General features: G+C 72.5%; 21 protein-coding genes. 9 read left to right on the top strand and 12 right to left on the bottom strand.

Annotation, left to right across the window (positions count from 1 at the left end; genetic code table 11):
• Window positions 1–55: 55 nt before the first annotated feature.
• The 4 genes from IPQ09_11180 to IPQ09_11195 all read right to left on the bottom strand — a co-directional run bounded on the left by IPQ09_11180 (window position 56) and on the right by IPQ09_11195 (window position 2,820).
• On the bottom strand, window positions 56–235 hold the full coding sequence (locus tag IPQ09_11180) for a hypothetical protein (GenBank protein ID MBL0194765.1): 180 nt from the start codon (window positions 233–235) through the stop codon (window positions 56–58).
• A gap of 180 nt (window positions 236–415) precedes the next feature.
• A complete protein-coding gene (locus IPQ09_11185) occupies window positions 416–1,237 on the bottom strand; it encodes a hypothetical protein (protein MBL0194766.1) in 822 nt (273 codons plus the stop codon).
• A 70-nt stretch (window positions 1,238–1,307) separates the two neighbouring features.
• Window positions 1,308–1,700 (bottom strand): hypothetical protein, encoded by a 393-nt coding sequence (locus tag IPQ09_11190; GenBank protein MBL0194767.1) that lies wholly within the window; start codon window positions 1,698–1,700, stop codon window positions 1,308–1,310.
• A 124-nt stretch (window positions 1,701–1,824) separates the two neighbouring features.
• A complete protein-coding gene (locus IPQ09_11195; GenBank protein MBL0194768.1) occupies window positions 1,825–2,820 on the bottom strand; it encodes an extensin family protein in 996 nt (331 codons plus the stop codon).
• A gap of 93 nt (window positions 2,821–2,913) precedes the next feature.
• Here IPQ09_11195 and hrcA point away from each other — a divergent pair, with 93 nt between their 5' ends.
• The 3 genes from hrcA to IPQ09_11210 all read left to right on the top strand — a co-directional run bounded on the left by hrcA (window position 2,914) and on the right by IPQ09_11210 (window position 7,124).
• On the top strand, window positions 2,914–3,972 hold the full coding sequence (hrcA, locus tag IPQ09_11200; protein ID MBL0194769.1) for a heat-inducible transcription repressor HrcA: 1,059 nt from the start codon (window positions 2,914–2,916) through the stop codon (window positions 3,970–3,972).
• Window positions 3,973–4,534: 562 nt separating this feature from the next.
• Window positions 4,535–5,902: a cyclic nucleotide-binding domain-containing protein gene (locus tag IPQ09_11205; GenBank protein MBL0194770.1), complete on the top strand. Its 1,368-nt coding sequence runs from the start codon at window positions 4,535–4,537 to the stop codon at window positions 5,900–5,902.
• Window positions 5,903–5,978: 76 nt separating this feature from the next.
• Window positions 5,979–7,124: a cation transporter gene (locus IPQ09_11210; protein MBL0194771.1), complete on the top strand. Its 1,146-nt coding sequence runs from the start codon at window positions 5,979–5,981 to the stop codon at window positions 7,122–7,124.
• A 75-nt stretch (window positions 7,125–7,199) separates the two neighbouring features.
• Here IPQ09_11210 and IPQ09_11215 read toward each other — a convergent pair whose 3' ends face one another.
• Complete coding sequence (locus IPQ09_11215) at window positions 7,200–8,201, bottom strand: hypothetical protein (protein ID MBL0194772.1); 1,002 nt, start codon at window positions 8,199–8,201, stop codon at window positions 7,200–7,202.
• Between the two features lie 353 nt (window positions 8,202–8,554).
• Here IPQ09_11215 and IPQ09_11220 point away from each other — a divergent pair, with 353 nt between their 5' ends.
• From IPQ09_11220 to lpxA, 4 genes are read left to right on the top strand one after another with little or no spacing between them, the layout of a single operon-like run.
• Window positions 8,555–9,130, top strand: a complete 576-nt coding sequence (locus IPQ09_11220; protein ID MBL0194773.1) for an OmpH family outer membrane protein — start codon at window positions 8,555–8,557, stop codon at window positions 9,128–9,130.
• Between the two features lie 11 nt (window positions 9,131–9,141).
• Window positions 9,142–10,059: a hypothetical protein gene (locus tag IPQ09_11225; protein MBL0194774.1), complete on the top strand. Its 918-nt coding sequence runs from the start codon at window positions 9,142–9,144 to the stop codon at window positions 10,057–10,059.
• Between the two features lie 20 nt (window positions 10,060–10,079).
• Entirely contained in the window at window positions 10,080–10,517 is a 438-nt protein-coding gene (gene fabZ / locus IPQ09_11230; GenBank protein MBL0194775.1) for a 3-hydroxyacyl-ACP dehydratase FabZ, read from the top strand.
• On the top strand, window positions 10,514–11,365 hold the full coding sequence (gene lpxA / locus IPQ09_11235; GenBank protein ID MBL0194776.1) for an acyl-ACP--UDP-N-acetylglucosamine O-acyltransferase: 852 nt from the start codon (window positions 10,514–10,516) through the stop codon (window positions 11,363–11,365). The genes fabZ and lpxA overlap by 4 nt, the downstream gene beginning before the upstream one ends.
• 13 nt (window positions 11,366–11,378) lie before the next feature.
• Here lpxA and murE read toward each other — a convergent pair whose 3' ends face one another.
• The 4 genes from murE to IPQ09_11255 all read right to left on the bottom strand — a co-directional run bounded on the left by murE (window position 11,379) and on the right by IPQ09_11255 (window position 14,896).
• Window positions 11,379–12,629 carry a UDP-N-acetylmuramyl-tripeptide synthetase gene (gene murE / locus IPQ09_11240; protein MBL0194777.1) on the bottom strand — a complete coding sequence of 417 codons (1,251 nt, stop codon included), beginning with the start codon at window positions 12,627–12,629 and terminating at the stop codon, window positions 11,379–11,381.
• 3 nt (window positions 12,630–12,632) lie between these two features.
• Entirely contained in the window at window positions 12,633–13,307 is a 675-nt protein-coding gene (locus IPQ09_11245; GenBank protein MBL0194778.1) for a hypothetical protein, read from the bottom strand.
• A 96-nt stretch (window positions 13,308–13,403) separates the two neighbouring features.
• Window positions 13,404–14,273, bottom strand: a complete 870-nt coding sequence (locus IPQ09_11250) for an SUMF1/EgtB/PvdO family nonheme iron enzyme (protein MBL0194779.1) — start codon at window positions 14,271–14,273, stop codon at window positions 13,404–13,406.
• Between the two features lie 41 nt (window positions 14,274–14,314).
• On the bottom strand, window positions 14,315–14,896 hold the full coding sequence (locus IPQ09_11255; GenBank protein ID MBL0194780.1) for a hypothetical protein: 582 nt from the start codon (window positions 14,894–14,896) through the stop codon (window positions 14,315–14,317).
• 136 nt (window positions 14,897–15,032) lie between these two features.
• On the opposite strand from IPQ09_11255, the gene IPQ09_11260 reads away from it, so the two are divergent.
• The gene (locus tag IPQ09_11260; protein MBL0194781.1) at window positions 15,033–15,719 is read left to right on the top strand and encodes a hypothetical protein; all 687 of its coding nucleotides are present in this window, start codon (window positions 15,033–15,035) and stop codon (window positions 15,717–15,719) included.
• 1 nt (window position 15,720) lies between these two features.
• Here IPQ09_11260 and IPQ09_11265 read toward each other — a convergent pair whose 3' ends face one another.
• The 3 genes from IPQ09_11265 to IPQ09_11275 form a co-directional block, all read right to left on the bottom strand.
• Complete coding sequence (locus IPQ09_11265; GenBank protein MBL0194782.1) at window positions 15,721–17,754, bottom strand: hypothetical protein; 2,034 nt, start codon at window positions 17,752–17,754, stop codon at window positions 15,721–15,723.
• A 70-nt stretch (window positions 17,755–17,824) separates the two neighbouring features.
• A complete protein-coding gene (locus tag IPQ09_11270; protein ID MBL0194783.1) occupies window positions 17,825–18,583 on the bottom strand; it encodes a murein L,D-transpeptidase catalytic domain family protein in 759 nt (252 codons plus the stop codon).
• 203 nt (window positions 18,584–18,786) lie between these two features.
• Window positions 18,787–19,176: a hypothetical protein gene (locus tag IPQ09_11275; GenBank protein MBL0194784.1), complete on the bottom strand. Its 390-nt coding sequence runs from the start codon at window positions 19,174–19,176 to the stop codon at window positions 18,787–18,789.
• 172 nt (window positions 19,177–19,348) lie between these two features.
• Here IPQ09_11275 and IPQ09_11280 point away from each other — a divergent pair, with 172 nt between their 5' ends.
• Entirely contained in the window at window positions 19,349–20,665 is a 1,317-nt protein-coding gene (locus IPQ09_11280; GenBank protein ID MBL0194785.1) for a hypothetical protein, read from the top strand.
• Window positions 20,666–20,677: the final 12 nt, after the last annotated feature.

Below are 20,677 nucleotides of genomic sequence, written 5' to 3' on the forward strand. Positions count from 1 at the left end.
GCCTCGTCGCCAGGGGCAGGGAGGCTCGCGCCCAGCGCTGGCCTCGCGGCGCGCGCTACTCCAAGATCGGCTGCGGGCCCGGGACAATCCCCGCGATGTCGGGGTCTTCGCCGGCGGGCGCGTCGCCCCGCTCCGCCTTCTCGCGCTTTCGTACTTCACGGTCGGCGGCCTTGTCGCGCGCGCGCTGCTGGCGCTGCCGCTCCTTGTCACGCTTGTCTGCTCCAGGTCGGCTCACGGACGCTCCTTTCGTCGCTCGAAAAAGGGCGAGCCCGACGCCCAGGCGTCCTCGACCGGCTTGACGAGACAGGTTTCGCGCTCCCGCCATGCGACCGTCGCATGCTCACCGAGCGCCGCCGCAGGATAGCAGCTGTGGCGCTCGCCTGCGAGCCCTTCGGCGGCGGCGCGCCAGGAGACGTCACCTCCCGAGGCGCGCCACCAGGGCCGAGGTGATCTGGCGCACCTCGCGGGACGAGGGCAGCTCGCGGAGGTTGAGCCCCTCGAGGCGAGCGCTCTGCGCGGCCGCGAACGGCGATCCTCGGACCAGCTCCGTCGCGGCGTCCAGCGCGGCGCGCTCGGCTGGGCCATGGGCCGCCGCGGCGCGCACGACGAGCAGCTCGTGCAGCGCGAGCAGGGCCGCGCGATCGGCGGGGAGCTCGCCGCCGACGTAAATGTCGAGCGCGTCCGACGAGGCGCCATCGCGGTAGGCGCGCCCCGAGGCGCCGAGCGCGCGCGTGAGCACGATGGTCCCCGCGGAGCGCAGGCCGGGCGCCCACGTCGCGAGGGCGGAGAGCGCGCTCTGTAGCGCGTCGAGGTCGGCCTCGGCGCGGTCCCGGTCGGCGAGCGCGGTGGCCACGAGCGGCGCGGCGAGCTGCATGCCACAGAAGAGCAGCTCGGCGAGCCGCGCGTCCCTCGCCCGGAGCGCGCGCAAGACCTCCGGGCGCGCCACGTCGCCGGCGGCGAGGTCGGCGAGCCCTCGCGCCCCGGTCGCGCGGAGCTGCGCGAGGTCGCGAAAGAGGCGCGGCAAGGCCTGGCACGCGAGCACCCCGCTCGCGGCGAGCGCCCCCAGCGCGGCGCGGTCCTCGCGGAACACGTGCCCCGCGGCGACCAGCGAAGCGCGCGCCGTCGGCAGGAGCTGGGCCGCGCGCGCGATCGGGTCGGCGCTCCGCGGGACGGGCACGTGGGAGAGCGCCAAGAACGCGAGCTCTTCGTAGGTCGTCGCGGGGCGCGCGCGCGTCATCTGTCCGACGAGGGGCGACGCGACATGCGGCGAGAATCGTGAAAGTCGAAGGGATTCAAGATGTTAGACGCTAGCGTCCGGAGTCGAGTGGCGGCGCCAGGCAGGGGAGCGGCGCGGCGTCGGAGGCGTCGGGCGCGACCTTCAGGCAGGGGAGCGGGGCGGCGTCGTTGGCGTCGGCGTCGCTCCGGCTGTCGGAGGCGTCGGGCGTGGTCGCGTCGCGGGCGTCGACCGGCGGCGTGCCGCTGTCGAACTGGGGGCTCAGGCAGGGCTGCGGCGCGGTGTCCGGCGAGGGCGGCGACTCGGTGCTGCACGCGAGGGCCACGGCGCTGCCCGCCAGACCCGCGAGCGCAGCGGCCACGAACCGCGCGCGGCGTGAGAGGATGGCGTCCCGGTCGTCGTCGGCCGCGTCCGGCGGTGGCCGAGCACCGGAAGGCGAGAGGGGGTCGCGGCCGCCGTTGCTCATGAGGTCAGCTTTGCATTGCCCCTGGGCCAGCGCAACGCCTTCGCGGCCCCTACGAGACAAGGCTAGCACGACTTCCGTTCGCGCAGCGAACTGCGTAGCGAGGAGGGAACCTCTCGCCGTAATGCTAGTGAACGATGAACCACCGCACGCCCGAGGTCACCTCGACGTGGAAGTGGTTTCGATGGGGCCAGTTGTAGTTGGGAGTGAGCATCACGTTGAAGAGGTGGGCCGCCGCGGCGTCGCACACGAGCGACCGCAGCGCGAGCGCCTCGGGGGTCGCCGGCGCGGGGCCGCTGCCGCCGCAGGTGCGCGACCCGATGCGCCCGTGAAAGTGCTTCTCGACGTCGAGGGAGGTGCCGTCGCGCTTCACGAGCCGCCCGATGTCGAGCGCGAGCGCCCCGCTATGGCGCGAGCCGACGCGGCCCGGCACCCACCCCCGTCGCGGCGGCGGACGATACGCGGAATAGTGAATGACTTCGGATACATCCATCTTCTGGAGGAGCTTCGAGAGGTCGTCGAGGGCGAGCACCAACCGGCAGTCGAAGATCTCGTAAGGGGAGGTCGCGCGGTTCCGCTCGGCGACCTGCGAGCGGTACACCACGCCGCCCACCGGGCCTCGAAGGCGAACGGGCGCGAGGACCCCGCGCGCAGAGTCGACCCGCGAGAACGGGATCCTCCGGCGGTGCAGCTCGGCCTCGCACGAGGCCTGACCAAGCCCGGCGTAACGCACGGCCGGGGTCTTCGCGGCGTCCACGGGCACCTCCGGCGGCGCGCTCACCCGAGGCAGCCAGCCCGAGCCCTCGCTCGCGGGGGGCTCGGCATGGGTCTCGTCTTCCGACGGCTCAGGCTCGGGCTCGCGCGGGGCCCCGGCCTCCACGGGGGCGGATGGCGCGTGGGCGGGCGGCGCGGGCGGCGCGGCTGGCCCGGCTGGTGCGGCTGGTGCGGGCGCGACGCCTCGCGGCGGTGCCGCGTTCGGTGGCGGCGGCGACGTCGACCCTGGCGAGGCGTCCCCGCGGGGCGCCTCGCCCTGCACCTGCGGGTGCGGCCCGGTCCGCGGCGAGCACGCCGCGGCCGTCACGACGAGCGACGCGACCGCGCCGATGGACCGCCAGTTCGCCACCCGCGGAGCCTATCACCCCGCCGGCGCGCAGCAAAAACCCGCGTCGGAGCGGGGCGCGCCCGCGGCCGAGCTGGTATGCTGATTTGTGCCCACATGAGCGAGCTCAGCTTCCGCGCCCGGCAGATCCTCTACGCGGCCGTCACCGAGTTTGTCGCGACGGGGGAGCCCGTCGGTTCGCGCACGCTCTCCAAGCGCGGCATCGAGCTGTCGCCTGCCAGTATCCGCAACGTGCTGGCCGACCTCGAGGAGGCCGGGTTCCTGCACCAGCCCCACACGAGCGCGGGGCGCGTGCCCACCGACAAGGCGTTCCGCCTGTTCATCGACGCCCTCATGGAGGTGCAGAAGGTGTCCAAGGTCGACGACGAGCGGATCCGCAGCCGACTCCGCGACGTGTCGCCGAACCAGAGCCTGATGCGAGAGACGGGCCGGCTCCTCTCCGAGCTGACGGGCTCAGCCGCCGTCGTCGTCGCGCCCCGGCCCGACACCCTCACGCTGAAGCACCTCCGCTTCATCCGCACGCTCCCCGGCGAGGTCCTCGCGGTGCTCGTCATGTCGAACGGCGAGGTCCAGAACCGCTTCCTCCGCGCCCAGGTCGACGAAGACACCCTCGGCAAGATCCACACGCTGCTCGACGACGTGAGCGAGGGGCGGTCGCTCGGCGAGCTGCAGGAGCTGTTCGCGCGGCGCCTCGCCACCGAGCGCGTGCAGCACGACGCGCTCCGAAAGCAGGCGTTCGAGCTCGGTGAGGCGGCCGTGGCGAGCGTCGGCGCGGACCGCGCGGTCGAGGTGGTGATCGAGGGGCGGGGCAAGCTGCTGGAGCAAATTGGCTTCGGCGATCCGAGCGAAATGAAGGGGGCCGTGTCCGCGCTCGACGAGACCGAGCGACTGGTAAATCTCCTTGATCAAACGCTCGCGGCCGATGGCGCCACGGCGGTCGTGGGCCGCGAGGCTGGCGAGCTCGGCGGCGGGCAGCTCGCGATCGTTCGAGCGGCCTTCACGAGCGGCGTTCGGAGCTCCGGCTCGGTGGCGGTCATCGGCCCCACCCGCATGGACTATCCCAAGGTGCTGCCGCTCGTGGAGGCCACGGCGAGCGCCGTGAGCGCGGTGATCGGGCGGTCATCGCACGCGAGCCACGGGAACGACGACGATTGACCGAGGCGTGATGGCTCGAGTGAGACCCGCGCAGCCGGCCGACGCGTCGCTGTACTAGTCCCCTGGAGTCGAGGTTCGTATCAGAAGTCCGGTCTTCGGTGTCATTCCGAGGAGCGAGGGGGTGTCCCGTTTTCGGCGGCGGCGGGCCCGTCCTCACTGGACGTCGTTCCGCGCGGTGGAGGCGGCGCTTTGCGCTCAGGGGACAGTGGTTTCGTGTGACCGCGCGAGAACGCCGACCTGAACAGAGTATCCTCCCGCCCCAAAAGGCACCCCTCGTCCCTTGTGGCGAAAGGCCGAGCCGCGCGACTTCTGGAAGGGATCACGCTTCCAGGAGACTAGAGCTCGGCCACCGAACCGTCTGATTCGGTCGGCGCGAGCCATCCGAATCCTCTTGCCGCAGGGCTCGTACCGCGCGCCACGGACCCGCGGAGCACGGACAATACGCCACGGACCTGCGGTGCGGGCTCTCCGCTGCGGTCTCGTCGCCTCGTGGCACGAGCCTCGTGAATTGTCCGGCTAGTTGGCGTGCCCCTCGGGCCTTCGTGTAGTCTGTCCCCCGACCATGCGAACGGCTCCCCCCGACCTGCCCGGCAGCGCGAACAGCGACACGCCCCTCGATCGCGCCCTCGGGCTCCTGCTCGCGGGCGAGCGCGAGGCCGCGCTCCGGTGGGCGGCGGCGGTCGTGAAGCAGGACGCGTCTGTGCCGAGCGCACTCATCCTCACGTGCCGCCTCCTGGCGGACGCGGGCCGCACCGAGGCCGCCATCGAGGGGTTCGAGCTTGGCATCAAGCGCGCGATCGACGCCGGCAACCTGCCGCTCGCCGTCGCCGCCGTGGGCGACCTACGCACTCTTGGCACCGACGTCTCGGCCATGCTCGACGAGATCGCCGGGGCGTTCTGCCTCGGCTCGCCGCGGCTCAGCGACTCGGCGGCGCCGCCCCCTCCGCTCCCAGGCACCGACGAGTTCCAGCCGCTGAGCTCCTTCCTCACGGGGCCTGCGCTGCTCTCCAAGGTCACCGAGATCGTCCACGACGCCACGACCGCCTACGAGGCGCTTGCCGACTCCGAGCCGCCCCTCGTGTCGCCGCTCCCGCTGTTCAGCTACCTCGAGCGCGAGGGCCTCCGCGCGCTCATTGGGTGCTTCGAAATGTTCACCGTCCCCGCCGGCCAGGAGGTCATCCGCGAGGGCGAGGAGGGCGCCGAGGCGTACATCGTCGCACGCGGTGAGCTGGAGGTTCGTCGCGGGGCCTCCACGAAGGACGAGACCGCCGACGACGTCACCCTCGCGCGCCTGACGAACGGCGCGCTCTTCGGGGAAATGGCGCTCCTGTCCCGCGCGCCGCGCGCCGCGAGCGTGGTGGCGTGCCGCCCCTCGATTCTGTTGATGGCGCGTCGCGATGCCCTCGAGGCCGTCGCCGAGACACGTCCCGAGGTGGGCGTAGAGCTCGCCGCCCACTGCCGGCGCCGCATGGTCGCGAACCTCGTGCGCACCTCCAAGGTCTTGCTCTCGGTCGATCCGCTCGAGCGCCCCGCCCTCGTGGAGCGCTTCGAGACGCGGGTCTTCGAGAAGGGCGACAAGCTCATCGAGGAGGGGGCGACCGCGACCGGGCTGCACCTGATCGCCTCGGGCGAGGTCGCCGTCATCGGCCACGAGGAAGGGGGCGAGCCCTTCGTCATCAAGACCCTCGGCCCCGGCGACGTGTGCGGCGAGGTCGCCGTCGTGCTCCGGCGCGAGGCCAACGCCGACGTGGTGGCGGTTCACCCTGCGGTCACCCTCCACCTCCCCGAGTCCGAGTTCGTGAACCTCATCCAGGCGCACCCGGCGATCCTCCACGGATTGTACATCCTGGCCATCGAGCGCGACGACGAGACCTCCAGTGTGCTCGCCACGTCCACGTGGAGCGTCTCCGACGAGGACTTCCTCCTGTAGAACACCGAGGGCCCCGGGCCTTGGCGCCTGGATACCCATTGCGTCACCGCCGACGAGCGGATAGTGCAGCCCCACGTTGAGCGACCGCGCCTCCCCCCACGCCCCTGGTGCGTCGCCGCCCGCAGACCACGAGCACGACGCGCACGCGGACCCCGCGGGCCACGACCCCGCGGGCCACGAGCACGACGCGCACGCGGACCACGACCACGCGGGCCACGACCCCGCGGGCCACGACCCCGCAGGCCACGACCACGCGGGCCACGACCACGCGGGCCACGACCACGCCCCCGCCTCGTTCTCGGGCCCGGAGGAAAAGCAGGCGAAGCGACTGCGCTGGGTGCTCGCGACCGTCTCGGTGTTCTTCGTCGTGGAGTTCGCGGGGGCCCGCGTCGCGCAGAGCGCCGTGCTCGAAGCGGACGCGCTCCACCTGCTCATGGACGTCTTCGCGTTGGGCATGAGCCTCTACGCGATGCGCCTCGCGGTGCGGCGGCCGCGCGGGCGCTTCACGTTCGGCCTGCGCCGGGCCGAGCCTCTCGCCGCGCTCCTGAACGCCACCCTCATCCTCTTCGCCTCCGCGGAGATCGTGCACGAGGGAGTGGAGCACCTGCGCGGGCACGAGGAGCCCCGCGGGAACATCATGCTCGTCGTCGCCATCCTCGCGCTCGTCGTGAACGGCATCAGCGCGTGGCTGCTGCACGGCGCGATGCACCACGGCGACCATGGGCACTCGCACGGGCACGCGCACGATCACGCTCACGAGCACGGGTCGCATGCCAAGGGTCACGGGCATCACCTGAACCTGCGCGGCGCCTGGCTTCACCTCATGGGCGACACGCTGGGCTCCCTCGCGGCGCTCGCGGCGGCGCTCATCGTGAAGCTCGGGGGGCCGGCCGCGGCCGACCCCATCGCGAGCTTCCTCGTGGTGGTCATCCTCGTGTTTGGTGCGCTGCGCCTCGTCCGCGATGCGGCCGTGGTGCTCCTCGAGGCCGCCCCTGCGCACCTCCCCGTCGGGCTCGTGCGCGCCACGCTGCTCGAGGTCGAGAACGTCGCGACGATCGAGGCGCTCCACGTGTGGACGTTGGGCGCCGGGCAGGACGTGGTCGTGGCGCGCGTCACGACCCGCGCGCCGGATCCGGGCGCCGGGGCTCGCGCCGCGGAGCACGTCCGCAAGACGCTCGAGGTCGACTGGGTCACCGTGCAGGCCGACGCACCCACGCCCTAGCTAGCTAGGCGCGCGTCCGAACCACTCGCGTCGGTTGGAGTCTCGCGGACCCGAGTCGCCGCGCGGAGGGCGCCGCTAGCGGCACTGGTTGTCGATGCAGAGCTTGCCGGACTGGCACTGCGACGACTCCCGGCACTCGGGGCGGGCCTCTTGCGCCGAGCGGCACACGAGGTCGTCTGCGCAATACCCGATGCGCGAGTCGATCGTGCGGCACCCCTGGTCGGTCGTGCAGCGGTACTTGCAGAAGCCGCCGAGGCACAGGCGCGGCGGGCCGCTGCCGTCCCCCGCACATTGGGCGTCGCCCGTGCAGTTCGGCTGAGGCCGCGTGTCGACCACACAGGCGCCCTGGTTGCAGTACCTCCCTGCGCCACACTGGGGATCGGACGTGCACTGCGGCGCGCAGGTGCCCGCCACGCAGAGGTTCCCGCTCGGGCATGGGGCGCTGGCGGAGCAGCCGCCGCCCGGCGTGGGCTTGCAGACGCCGCGCTCGCATTGCGTGCCGGACCCGCAGGGCTTCGTGGCGTCGCAGCCGGCGAGGCACTGGCCGTCGGCGCAGACGAGGCCGCCCCCGCACTCGCTCGAGAACGTACAGGTCGACGCCTTTGGGGTGCAGCTCCCCGCGACGCACACGTCGGTGCCCGTGCAGTCGGTCTTGGTCGCGCACGCGCAGGGGCCGAGCGCCCCGCCGCAAGCCTGGCACTGCCCCGCGACGCAGGTGGCGTTCCCCGCGCAGTCGCTGCGCTGGCTACACTCGCGCGGCTTCGGCGGGACCGTGGTGGTCGGCGCGACGCACACGTTCGCCTGGCAGACCTCACCGCGCGGGCAGGCCGTGTCGGTCGCGCACTTCTTTGCGCACCCGTCGGTCGTGCACACCGAGTCGGCGCCGCAGACCGCGTTGCTCTGGCAGGGCGCCTTGGTGGGTGGAGGCACGCTCGCGCAGCCGAGGCCGTCGCAAGTGTAGCAGCCCTTGTCGTCGCAATAGTACGAGTCTCCACCGGCGGGGCCGCACCCGCTCGCGAACGCGAGCGCCGAACCGAGGCCGATGAACGAGAAAATCGCAATCTTGCCGAGTGACATCGCAGCCTCCGCCCCGGCGCCCAGCCCGGGATTCGACACATCCTAGCAACGCTCGCCTATCAACTCTCGTGCCATCGCCTGCGGGCGGGGGCCGCGCCGCGATCCCGCCGGCATTCACCCGGCGTCGCGGCGCTCGTTCCAGGCGACGTGAGCGCCAAGGTACGGCGCGCCGTGAACCGGCGTTTACGACCGCGGAGGCCCTTCGATCGCGGGGCGTGCATTTCTGCCGGCCCCTTGACCTGGCCGCCTTGACCTGACCGCCCGTGGCGGGCTACTTGCCCTGAGCCCATCACGCAAGCCCGAGATCGCCGACCCGGGCAGCCTTCTGCTTGCGCTTTGAAAAGGACCCTCCGATGTCCCACCGTTCGTTCCGCTCGGCCGTCGCCGGCCTCGCCTCTGCGCTCGTCGTGTCTCTGGCGCTCACTACCGCCACCCCTGCGCAGGCCGAGACCGCGCCCGTCCGCGTCGGCGTGATCGACGTGCAGCGCGCCGTCGCGCAGACCGAGGACGGCCTCCGCGCCCAGGCCACGCTGAAGAAGCTCTTCGAGAGCCGTCAGCAGCAGCTCGACGCGAAGCAGAAGGACCTCCAGCGGCAGAAGGAAGAGATCGATCGCCAGTCGCGCGTGCTCTCGAAGGAGGCGCTGCAGAAGCGCGTCGACGAGTGGCAAAAGCAGATGATCGACCTTCAGACGGTCTTCATGGAATACAACAAGGAGCTTGAGAAGAAGCAGAAGGAGCTCACCGAGCCGGTCATCGAGAAGGTGATGGCGATCATCAAGCGCATCGCGACGACCGAGAACATCGACGTCGTGATCGACAAGAACACGACCGCGTACGTGCGCACCGACCTCGACCTGACGGACCGCGCCATCCAGGCGTACAACAGCGGCGGCGGTGGGGCGGCCCCGGCGGCGCCTCCGAAGAAGTAGCCCTCGAGCGGATGCTCCCCGCATCCACCCGAATCCGCATCGCGCCCTCGTCGCTCGCGACGCTCGCGCACCGCTTTGGCGGCCGCCTCGTGCGCTGTCCCACCCCGCCGACCGTCACCGTCACGGTGACCGGGGTCGCGGCGGTCTCGCGCGCCTGGGCCGGCGCTCTCGTGCCGCTCACGCGCGCGGCCTTCGTCCCGCACGCGCTGGCGGTCGGCGAGGCAGGCGCGTCGCTGCTGGTCTCCGAGTCCGTGTTCCAAGAGCAGGGGAGCGCACGGCTCGGGGACCTGCCCGCGTGGGTGCACCCGCGCCCGATGGAGGTCGTCGCGGAGCTGCTCCGCGAGGCGGAGGTGGACGACCTCACGACGCCACCCGGGGAGGGCACCGTCGTGGCGCCCACCGCGGTCGTCTACCCGGGCGTGACGCTGGGGGCGCGCGTGCGCGTGGGGCCGGGGACGGTGCTGGGCGCGCCGGGGTTTGGCTTCCTCGGCCGCGCCGACGGCGGGTACGACCACGTCCCCCAGCTCGGCGGGGTGGTCATCGAGGACGACGTGTGGATCGGCGCGTGCTGCACGATCGACGCGGGAACGCTCGGGCCGACGTGGGTTCGGCGCGGGGCCAAGCTCGACTCCCACGTCCACGTCGGCCACAACTCCGAGGTGGGTGAGGACGCGCTCCTGTGCGCGCAGGTCGGGCTCGCGGGCTCGGTCGTGATCGGGCGCTCGTGTGTGCTCGGCGGCCAAGCCGGCGTGGCCGATCACGTGCACATCGGCCCAGGGGCGCGCGTGGCCGCGAAGAGCGGAGTCATTGGAGATATCGCCGCGGGCGCCGTCGTGGGAGGGTACCCTGCGGTGGAGCGAACCAAGTGGCTGCGCGGCCTCGCCGTCAGCTACCGCCGCGCGCGGCTCAAGAACAGGAGCGAAGAGTGACCCAAGCTGTGCCCACGGTCATCGACATCGAGCGAATCCTGCAGATCCTCCCGCACAAGTGGCCTTTTCTGCTCGTCGACCGCGTCACGGAGGTGCTCCCCGGCCAGGTGGTCCGCGGGCACAAATGCGTCACGATCAACGAGCCGTGGTTCTTGGGGCATTTCCCCCAGCACCCCGTGATGCCCGGCGTCCTCATTCTCGAGTCGCTCGCGCAGATCGGCGGCATCCTCGCCTATGCGACCGACCCCTTCGATCTGAGCCAGTCGTTCATGTATTTCCTCGGCATCGATCGCGCGAAATTCCGGCGCCCCGTGATCCCCGGCGATCGGCTCGATCTCGAGGTGCGCGTCGTCCACCACCGCGAGAACGTGTGGAAGCTGAAGGGGGTGGCGTCGGTCGATGGCACGCTCTGCGCCGAGGGTGAGCTCCTCGCGAGCGTGGTGGATCGCGGCTCATGACGCGCGAGCCGACTCTCGAGCCTTCGTGGGCATCGACGCCCGTGGTGGCGGAGGGGCCGTCCCAGGCCCAGGCCGAGGCCCGCGCGCGGGGCGTGCGCGTGCACCCCACGGCGGTGCTCGATCCCCGCGCGACGCTCGAGCCCGGCGTGGCGATCGGCCCCTATTGCGTGATTGGGCCCGACGTGACGGTCGGGCGAGACACCCTGCTGCTCGCGCACGTGGCCTTGTCGGGGCCGGCGCGCCTCGGGCGGCGTTGTGTGTTGCACCCGTTCTCCGTCGTGGGAGGCCCGGCGCAGATGCGGAGTGACGCCGACGGCAGCGCGGGAAGCCTCGTCGTCGGCGACGACGTCGTGGTGCGCGAGCACGTCACGATCCATCGGGGCACCGCGGGACGCGAGACCCGCGTCGGCTCGCGCGTCCTGCTCATGGTGGGCTCCCACATTGGCCACGATGTGTGCGTGGGCGACGACGTCGTGATCGCCAACTCGGTGCAGCTCGCGGGGCACGCCGTGGTGGAGGACTTCGTCACGTTCGGCGGGCTCGCGGGCGTCGCCCAGCGTGTTCGCGTGGGAGAGAGCTCGTTCGTGGCGGCCGGCGCGATGTGCGAGGCCGACGTCCCGCCGTTCGTCATCGTCCAGGGAGATCGCGCCAGGGTGCGCGCGCTGAACAAAATCGGCCTCGCCCGCCGCGGCGTGGCGCCGGACAGCGTGCGGGCCCTCGAGCGCGCGTTCCGTGACGTGTTCGTGCGCCGCGGGACGACCCGCCTCGCCGCCGTCGGGTCGCTGGAGCCCGCCGGCGACGTGTTCGTCGCGCGCTTCCGCGCGGCCCTGCTTCGAGCGCGCGGGTGACGTCGTCTCGAGGTTAGTCTTCGCGGGGCTCGCGCGTGCCGCGGTCTAGGCGCTCCGCGAGCGCGGCGAGCGCGACCTCGCGGTCAGAGAACGCCCGACGGACTCCGCCGATGGTCTGCGTGCCTTCGTGCCCCATGCCGCACAGAAGCACCGCGTCGTTCGGCGCCGCGCATTGCACGGCGTGGCGGATCGCGAGGTGTCGTTCGAGCTCGACGCGCGCGCTCGGGTGGTCGCCGAGCCCCTCGAGGATCTGGGCGACGATCGACTCGGGGCGCTCGTCGCGCGGGTTGTCGTTCGTGAGCACGACGTGATCGGCGACCCGCGCGGCCGCGCCCATGGGCCCTCGCTTCTCCCGATCTCGCGCGCCGCCCGCCCCGAAGACGACCCACAGCGCGCCGCCGCGCCCGTCTGCGTCGAGCAGCGCGCGCGCCGCCTCGAGCGTGCGCGCGAGGGCGTCGGGTGAGTGCGCGTAGTCGACGACCACGTGAGGGCGCTCGCTCACGACCTCGAAGCGTCCGCGGGGCGGCGGAGCGGCCGCGAGCGCCTCGATCGCGGCCTCACGGGGAACCCCCATTGCCTCGGCGCCGAGCAGCGCGGCGAGGGCGTTCTCCGCGTAAATCGCGCCCAGCCCCGCCGTCGTGAGATCGAGCGGCGCGCCGTCGATCGTGCCCGTGACCCGAGTGCCCGCCCAGGTCGCCGCGATCTCCGTCGCGCATGCGTCGAGCGGCAGCACGGGATGGCCGCGCGACGCGACGCCGTAGGTTCGCGCCCGCGCGCCCTTAGGCACGATCTCCGCGAGCAGCTCCGACGAGGGATCGCAGCCGTTCAGCACCGCTGTGCCGCCCGGCGGCAGCGAGACGAAGAGCTGGGCCTTGCTCGCGAGGTAGTGCTCTGGCGTGCCGTGCGCGTCCAGGTGATCGTGGGTGAGGTTCGTGAACACGCCGACCCGGCACGGCCAGGCGCGGGCGAAGCCCCGCCCGAGCGCCTCGCTGGTGAGCTCGATCGCGGCGTGGCGCGCCCCGCGCTCGAGGCCCACGCGCATCGCCTCGACGAAGCCGTCGTAGTCCTTCGGGAGCGCGAGCTCGTCGTCGTCCACGTAGAAGCCGAGCGTCGTGATGCGGACCACAGGCCCGCCGAGGCGCCGGAGCGCGGCGGCGAGCCAGGTGGTGGTCGTGCTCTTCCCGTTCGTGCCGGTCACTCCGACCGTCGCGATGCGATCCGCCCACGTCGGCGGGGTCGGGATGGTGAGGCGCGGGAAGCGCAAGGCTCAGAAGAGCGGCAGGAAGCAGGTGTCGTCGACGAGCCCGCAGCCCTCCGCGGTGCAGTCCGCGAACGCCGTGCGCCCCGCCGCGCTGAGGCCGGCGTAGAGCTGCTCGCAGCGCGCTTGGGTCACCGTGGCGGCCGTCCCGCAGGCGGCGATGGCCGTCCGGCAAGGCGTCACCGCGGCGGGGTCTGGGCACGCCTTCGCGAGCGCCGCGATCGCGCAGGTCTCGACCGGATCGGGGATCGCCTCGCAGGTCGGCGCGAGGGCCAGGCACTTGGCGGTGTCGGCGGCGACGCCGTTCTTGAAGCCGGCGCGGAACTTCGCGCAGACATCCTGACCTTCGATCGACGTGAGGCAGTTCGTGCCCGTGCCCGTACAGGAGGCCGCGGGCCCGGTGTCACTCAGGCAGGTGGGGGCCGCGTCGGCCGCGTCGGGCTTGCTCGCGTCGCCGGTGCTGCTGTCGGTGGGCGTGCTGCCGTCCGTGGGCGTGCTGCCGTCCGTGGGCGTGCTGCCGTCCGTGGGCGTGCTGCCGTCGGGACCCGGGGTGACGCTCGAGTCGGCGCCGCCGTCGGCGCCGCCGTTCGTCGTGGTGATCGTGCAGGCGGTGAACGCGCTCATCCCGCTCGCGGCGGCGATCACGGTCGTGATCGCAAGGAACTTCGATTTTTCGATCTTCAAGGCAGCCTCCCAAAAAAGCGCGTCGCGCGCGCCCCCACGGTACAGGACGGAACGCCCCGTCACAGCAGAGGTAGACGTGTCAAACGTCGAAAGCAATCAAGGCAGCGTCGGGGCGCAGCAGCGGTAGCCTACCTGTTTGCCCTGATACTGGGGGCCGTGCTCCGCCGTCGTCGCCCGGCAACGGTTGCGCGCCGGCAGCCACCAGCCTCCGTGGAGCACCGAGCGCTGCGGGCCTTCGGTGCGCTCCACCCACTCGTCGGCGTTACCGGTCATGTGGCGCACCCCAAAGGGGCTCTCGCAGCGCGGGAGCTCCGAGACCTTCGAGCGGTGGTCCTTCAGCTTGCCGTTGGCCCCGCCGAGGTCGGTCTTGTCGATGTTGCAGGCCGCGCTGTCGCGCGCGAAGCCGTACGGGTAGGGGAGCATCTCCTCGCCCTCGCACGCGAAGACCCACTCGTCTTCCAGGCAGAGGTGCGCGGCCCGCGCGGCGCACTGCTCCTTCGCTTGCACGAACGACACGTCCACGACGGGCAGCTCCGTGGCCGGCTCGTGGACCTCGTGCTCGTCGATGCAGAAGTCCATGTCCTTGCGCGTGCCCGCGCACCGGGACGGCGCTTGGAACTGGGCGCAGCGGAGGTGCTGGTAGGGCGGCGGGTCCAGCCACTCGAGGCACACCTGCTCGGCGTCGTCGCACGCGCGCCCCTTCACTCGGAGCATGCCCTCGGGGCAGCGGGCGGCGGGCACGGGCGTCGCGGCGCCGGGGCGCGGCGCGGCGGCGGGGGCCGCGCGCGCGACGCTGGCGTCCATGGGCCGAGTGGCCACGGCGGGCCCGGGCGGCGGGGGAGCTCGGCCGCTCTCTCGCGAGCTCAGGCAGCCGCTCGCGAAGGTGACGAGCGCGACCACGCCCCACGCGCGGGCGGGGAGGGCCGCGCGCGGCGGGAACGACCGGCGAGGAGCATGGCAGGCCACGGGCGCTCCTTTCAGGTGCAGGCGCTCGGGGCGAGCCGGCACTACGAGCAACCTGTGTCCGCCGCGGTGCCTTCGCCAGTGGGCCCGCCGAACTCGCGCTCGACGCGCGCCATGCTCTCGGCGAACCAGCGCTCGAGGCTCCGCGTGAACGGCCACATGAACCCGTAGTCCGGCCCTCGAAAGCGGGCGAAGAGCCACCCCTTCAGGGCGTACGCCTCGGCGAGCCCGTACACCTCGGCCGTCGCGAGCAGGGTCTCCTCGTAGGCCTCCCACTCGATGCGCGCGCGCCCGTAGGCGAGCCCGAGCGGGAAGAAGGGCACGAGGTACACGAACCCCATGAGCAGGTCGCCCATGCGCCGGCGCTGGCGCAGGTGCACGCGCTCGTGACGAAGCAGCACGTAGCGGTCGAGGTCGCCCATCTCGCTCCACGTATCGGGGACCCAGAGGACGCCGAAGAGCACCGTGTGGTAGCGCGTGATGTAGGTGCTCATGCCGCCGAGCGTGACCACGCGGAGCGCCACGTCGATCGCCCGCTGGAGCTCGTCGCCTCGCTTTGGGGCGATACGGAACGACGGGAATTCGTTCACGATTTCGGCGATGAGCGCGTCGCTGCGGGCGAGCATGGCGTGGGCCGTGGGGCTGCGTGGGGACGACGGAGCGACGGGCCTCGGCCCTCCGCTGCCTGGGACGCCAGCATGGCGGATCCACCGGCGACCTGCTAGCGCTCGCGTGGTGGGACGAGCGCATTCTCCGTTGGTCGTGGGGGTCTTGGTCTGTCTCGGCGCGATCGGGTGCAGCGGGACGCCCACGCTCACCGACGCGGCGCCTCCGCGCGACCCGGCTCCGGACGCGGCAGGGCTCGCGGACGCGGGCGCGGACGCCGCCGACGCGGCCGACGCGGCTCCGGTCGACAAGGCCGCTCGCTGCGCGTCGACCTTCGGCACCGCCCTCACGGCCGGCTTCGGGCGAGTGGACGGCACCGTCGAGGCCGTCGTTCAGCCGAAGGACACGCAGTGCCCTCTGCCGAACAACGACCACGTCATCGTGCAGGTGAAGATGCTCGGCGCCGTCTACCGCATGGTCGTGAACGTCCAGTCCGATCGTGCCGGCGCGGACCCGCGGGTGAGCCTGCTCGAGGTGCCCGCGAAGGTCCCCGCGCCCGCGTGGGCCGAGGGCTGGCACACGGGGCTGACGTTCGACTACGTGGGGACGCTCGGCGTGAAGAGCGCCGACTTCACGCCCTTCGCCATGACCGAGCTCTCGGCGAAGATCTCCGACGCGCTGCCGCTCGACGCGAAGGTGAGCGTCTACTCGAGCACCTCCGGGGGCGCGTCGACGCACCTCATTCACCGGAACGACGGCGTGAAAGACGGCGCGATCGTGATCGATCCGGACGGTCCGCGGACACGCGCGATGCTGTTTCGATTCGCGACGCAGACGTTCTGAGTCAGCGCCCGTCGTCGGCGAGCCACACGTGGTAGACGCGCGACTCGCGCCCTCGCGCGGTGAGCGAGACGGCGTCGCCGTCGCCGACCCGAAGGCCGTCGCACGAGGCGTGGGTGAACGCGCCCGGTCGGCGCTCGGCGCGCAGATCGCACGCGCCCCCGGGAGCGCTCACATGGAGGTCGAGGCCGTCGTCGTCGCCGCGCACGAGGAGCCTCCGGGCGGCCCTCGCGCCGAGCCCCCGCGCGACGAACGACAACGCGCGATCTTCGGCGATCGCCCGTCCCGCGTCGAAGCGTCGGGCCTCTGGGGGCAGGCCGGGGCCCTCGAGCCGCGCCACGCGGGCGCCCACGTAGCCGCTGTTCGGCGTCGGGGCGACGAGCGCGTGCGCCTCTTCGCTCTGCACGTCCGCCACGTCGAGGCAGTCGACCGGTGCTCCCAGCGCTGCCGGTGGAGAGCCGAGATCGCGGTCGTCGCCCCCGCCGAAGGGCGCGTAGTCAGCCACGTACAGGACCTTGGTCGGGCTGCCACAAATGACGTTGTTCTCGATGGTTACGTGCGCGAGCTCGCGCCCGAAGAGCCCCGTGGCGAGCGGGAACCAGGTCGGGTAGAGGGCGAAATGGGTGGGCCGCTCCGCGGGCGCGAGGCGCTCGAGCTGCTCGAGCATCGCCCCCTCGCCGAGGACAGCGGCGCGGACGAAGGGGAGGCGCCGGTAGCCGCCGAGGCCGAGGGCGTCGACGCTCCGGCGCCCCGAGAAGAACGGGATGGCGCCGGCGTCACCTACCAGCACGATCGCGTCGCCGGGGAGCTCGCGCGAGAGCTTCTTGCCCATCGCCACTTGCTGGAGGTGGACGTTCTCCGAGGCCTGCGTGAAGAAGCGCCGCGCGGCGCCCGCGCGCGCGCCGGTGAGGAGGGCGAGCGCGACGAGGCTCGCGACGCCGAGCGCCCGGCTCCGCGCGAGGCGCCCGAGCTCAGACGCACCGAGCGCGCCGGCCGTGAGCGCGAGCCCGAGCGCCGGCGCGTAATAGCGGAAGCCCTGGTAGCGCGCGGCGCCGTTTAGCGACACGAGCATGGAGAACCCGAGCGCGCCGATGAGGCAGGCGAGCGTCGCGTGCCGCGTGCGCCGCCCCAGCGCTCCGAGCAGCCCGAGCGCGCCTAGCGCCGCGAGCGCGGCAGGTCCGAGGTCGGTGTCGAGCACCTTCCACTTGAACGACAGGAGGTTCATCACCACCTCTTTCGTTCGCGCGACGTCGTCGAGGTACGGGTTCGACGCGAGGAGCTTCAGGCGCGCCCCGGCCGACGCGAGGTCTCCAGTGAGCGCCCGGTTCGCGGCCATGACCGTGGCCTGCACCAGGGCGGCGGGCAGCGCCACGCGGAGGAGCGGCGGCCACGGGGAGCGCGACCTCGCGCCACGCGCCGCGAGGAGCGCGAACAGCCCCACGAGCAAGAGCCCCTCGGGCCGGAGCGCGACCATCGCCGCGCCCCACCGGCCTGCGCTGCGCGCGGCCCGCGCCCGCCCACGGAGGCCGGAGCGCGCGCTCTCGGCCGAGGCGAGCGCCGCGAGCGTGACCGCGAAGAACGCCGCCGCTTCCATACCGGAGAACCACGTGAACGCGAGGGCGCCCACGGAGACCCAGGTGAGCCCGCCCGCGAGCGCCAGGGCGCCGCCTTGCCCCTGCAGGTCGCGGAGCTTGGCGCAGGCCGTCGCGAGCGCCAGGGCGGCGAGCCCAAAGGCGAACGCGACCACCGCCTCGCCCCGCAGGCCGAGCCAGAACGCGGGCGCGAGCAGGAGGGGGTAGAGAGGCGCGGTCTCGCCGGACGAGTAGCCCTGACCCGCGATCCACTCGAAGGGGTGTCCGCTCGCGGTCGCGCGGGCGAAGTTGGCGTGGATGTACACGTCGTCGAGCGGCGCGGGCCAGGCGCCGCCGCACGCGACCCGCGCGGGCCACACGAACGCGAGCCCGGCGGCCAGCGCTCCCGCGGCGGCGACCGCCAGGAACGCGGCGCGCGCGCGCGTGCTGCTGCGCCCCAAGGTCATCCGGCGAGGTATACCCGCGAACGCCGGCCGCTCGCAGGCAAACCGGGCGGAGCGAGCTCAGCGGCCGAGCTCAGCGGCGGGGCAGGTCGGCGTAGAGCAGGCTGCCGCCCTTCACCTTGTTGATCACGGCGTCCTTCTCGTCCATCGGCAGCGCCGGGCAGCCCCAGGAGCGCCCCTGCAGCGAGCGGCCGTCGTCGACGTAGGAGGCGCCGTGCATCACCACCGCGCGGGCCCGCACGTTCGAGTTCGTGGCGGAGAGCCCGTCGAGTCGCAGCGAGTAGCCCCACTTGCCCGAGTAGGTCTCGGCGGTCACGTAGTAGCCGAGCGAAGACGCGTTTGAGCCCTCGCGGTTGCTGAAGCCCGAGGGGATGCCGGCGTTCGCCGGATCGCTGCCGCTGCCGTGCGCCACCACGTGGGGCTCCACCCGACCGCTCTGCATGTCGATGATGAAGAGGCGCCGCTTGCTCGAGTGCAGCGAGAAGTCGATGATCGTGAGGTACCGCGGGTTGCGGATGCGCTGCAGGTTGAAGTGGTAGTACTGGAGCGCGTTGTCGAGCAGCACGCCCGAGACCACGTTGCTGCGGTCGATGTGCGAGTACCGGGCGAGCACCGCCTCCTTCTCGCTGGTCGAGTAGACCGGCTCCTTGAAGCCCTGGCGGTTCGCGTTCCCGAGCCGGAGCGCCTCCTCCGAGACGGTCTCGGACCCTTCCTGATCGGCGTCGTCGTCGAGGTCGCTCTGCGCCTCCGCGCTACAGCCGATGGAGCCGAGCGCGAGCGCGCAGGCGGTGGCGAAGGTGAGGAAGCCGGTGCGGAGGTGGGCGGCGAGCATGTCTGCCACACTGCATCGAGCGTGCCGGGCTCACGATGCGGCTCAAAGGGCGCTCTTTGCGACAAAATTGCGTGTGGTTAGGTGTCGCACCGGCGGGGGGACGGGCTGGTCTCGATCCAGTGACACCGGATCCACCCATGACGACGCCCCGCCTCGGAGGTCCGGGGCGGGGCGGCGGTGAGGCCTGCGAGCGGCGCGGGGTCTCAGCCGCAGTAAGAAGCCACCTGCGCGTCGGTGAGCACTCGGAACGACTTGAAGTTCATTCGCAGCGAGACGAGGGCGAACGCGATGTGGAACAGCAGCCCGAACGACCAGGTCTGGAAGAAGGCGGCGCCGGTCCGGTAGGTCCAGAAGACGCCGACGAGCATCGACAGCACCGAGACGACGAGCAGGAACGTGCGGGTGAGCGACGAGCGCGCGAGGAGGCGCTTGCCGATGAAGTAGGTGAGCGCCAGCGAGAAGACCAGCGAGATGGCGCCGCCGACGACCGAGAAGACCCCGATCCCGTTCTGGAACAGCGACCATGCGGCCGACAGAAGGGCGAATCCGTACCAGCTGTTCGTAAGCTTCTCGATCTTGTCGCGTGCGGTCATCGTGGCTCCTCCGGGGTGTCCGCTACTACGCTTGGTGGGCTCGAAAGTTCCCTCGGACGCAAAAAATGCCGTCAGCAAGCTCAAGCGCGTGCCCGTCATGGACGGTCCGGCCGCCCGGGTATTCTCACGATTCGCTTTACTCGAGCCCGGACGACCCCGAGACTTGCGCACCGTGAAGGCCACCGACCCGTCCCCGACCGCGCCGCGCGAGGTCGGCACCGACGCCCCATCGCCAGCGCCCCGCGTGACGCTCGCGGCCGGCGCGCCGTTCCTCGTCGAGTTGGTCGATCGGCAGTTCGCGCTCCTCTCCAGCCGCGACGCCGACCGCCTGCTCATGACGCTCGCGCGCGTCCTCGCGCTCCTCGACGCGGAGCCTACGCTCGCCGCGCTCACGCGCGAGTTCGACGACGAGGTCGCCGCCGCGGTGCGGCGCTACGCCGAGCACGAGCGCGAGAACATGGCGGAGCTCGCGCGCCTCTGGGAGCTCCATCGCGCGCGCTTCTACGAGCGCGCAGGCACCGATGGGTTCGACCGTGAAGCGCTGGACGCGTTCCCGCGTTCCCTCGTTCCGCTCGAGCACCTCGAGTTTCCCCAGAACGAAGAGCCCCGGTGGGACCGCGCGTCGTCGCGTCACCGGCTGTCCAAGCTGCGCTTCTGGGTGACTGCGAGCCGAGAGCGCACCCTGGATGCGGCCGAACGGGCCGCGCTCCTCAACCTCGAGGAGCACCTCACGACCCTCCGAGAGCGGCACGAGGAGGCCTTCCGCACCTACCGCACGTTCGGCGTCACGCTGCCCGGCGCCGCGCTCGCCCGGCTGCGCTGGGCGACGGGCTGCCTGAACCCTCGGGCGGCTCGCTCCGAGCGTGACACGCCCGCGATGGCGATGGCGCGCGCCCGCGAGGAGGTCGCCGAAGCGCTCCACGAGCCGACCAAGCGGAGGATGCTCACCGGCGGGCCCGGCAGCGAGGTGCTGATCCAGGCGAGGCGCGACGCGGAGCTCTTACGGGAGGAGCTCGTGCTCGCCCTCGGGCGCGCGCGCGCGGGCCGAGGCCGGCTGCTCCACTTCGCCGAGAAGGTGGCGCGCTTTCACGCGGGGCGTCTGGCGAAACAGCTCGGGGCGGCGCGTGGTCGGGCCGGCGTGCGTGCGGTCGAGCGTGAGCTCGCGGAGCGCCTGGCGGAGCATTTCTTCGACGGAGGGATCTTGGCGGGGCTCACACCAGAGGGGCCCTCGGTCCTCCTCGTGGAGGTGCGCCACCTCGCCCGGCCCACCGAGGCGAAGGCCCGCGCGGTGCTCGTGGACGCGTGCGACACGCTCGCGCGGGCGGCTCAGGCTGCGGGCACCCGCCGCGGCGCGCTGCTGGTCGTGCAGCGCGACGGTCCGCGCCTCGTCCTGCCCCCGGAGCTCGGCGCGTCGCTCGGGGCGACGCTGCTCGTCGCGACGCTGCACGTCGGAGCGGAGCCCCCGCGCCGAGATCTCCACGTCGTCTAGGGGTGGCCCACT

It is taken from the genome of Myxococcales bacterium (assembly GCA_016720545.1).
GTDB lineage: Bacteria > Myxococcota_A > Polyangia > Polyangiales > Polyangiaceae > JAAFHV01.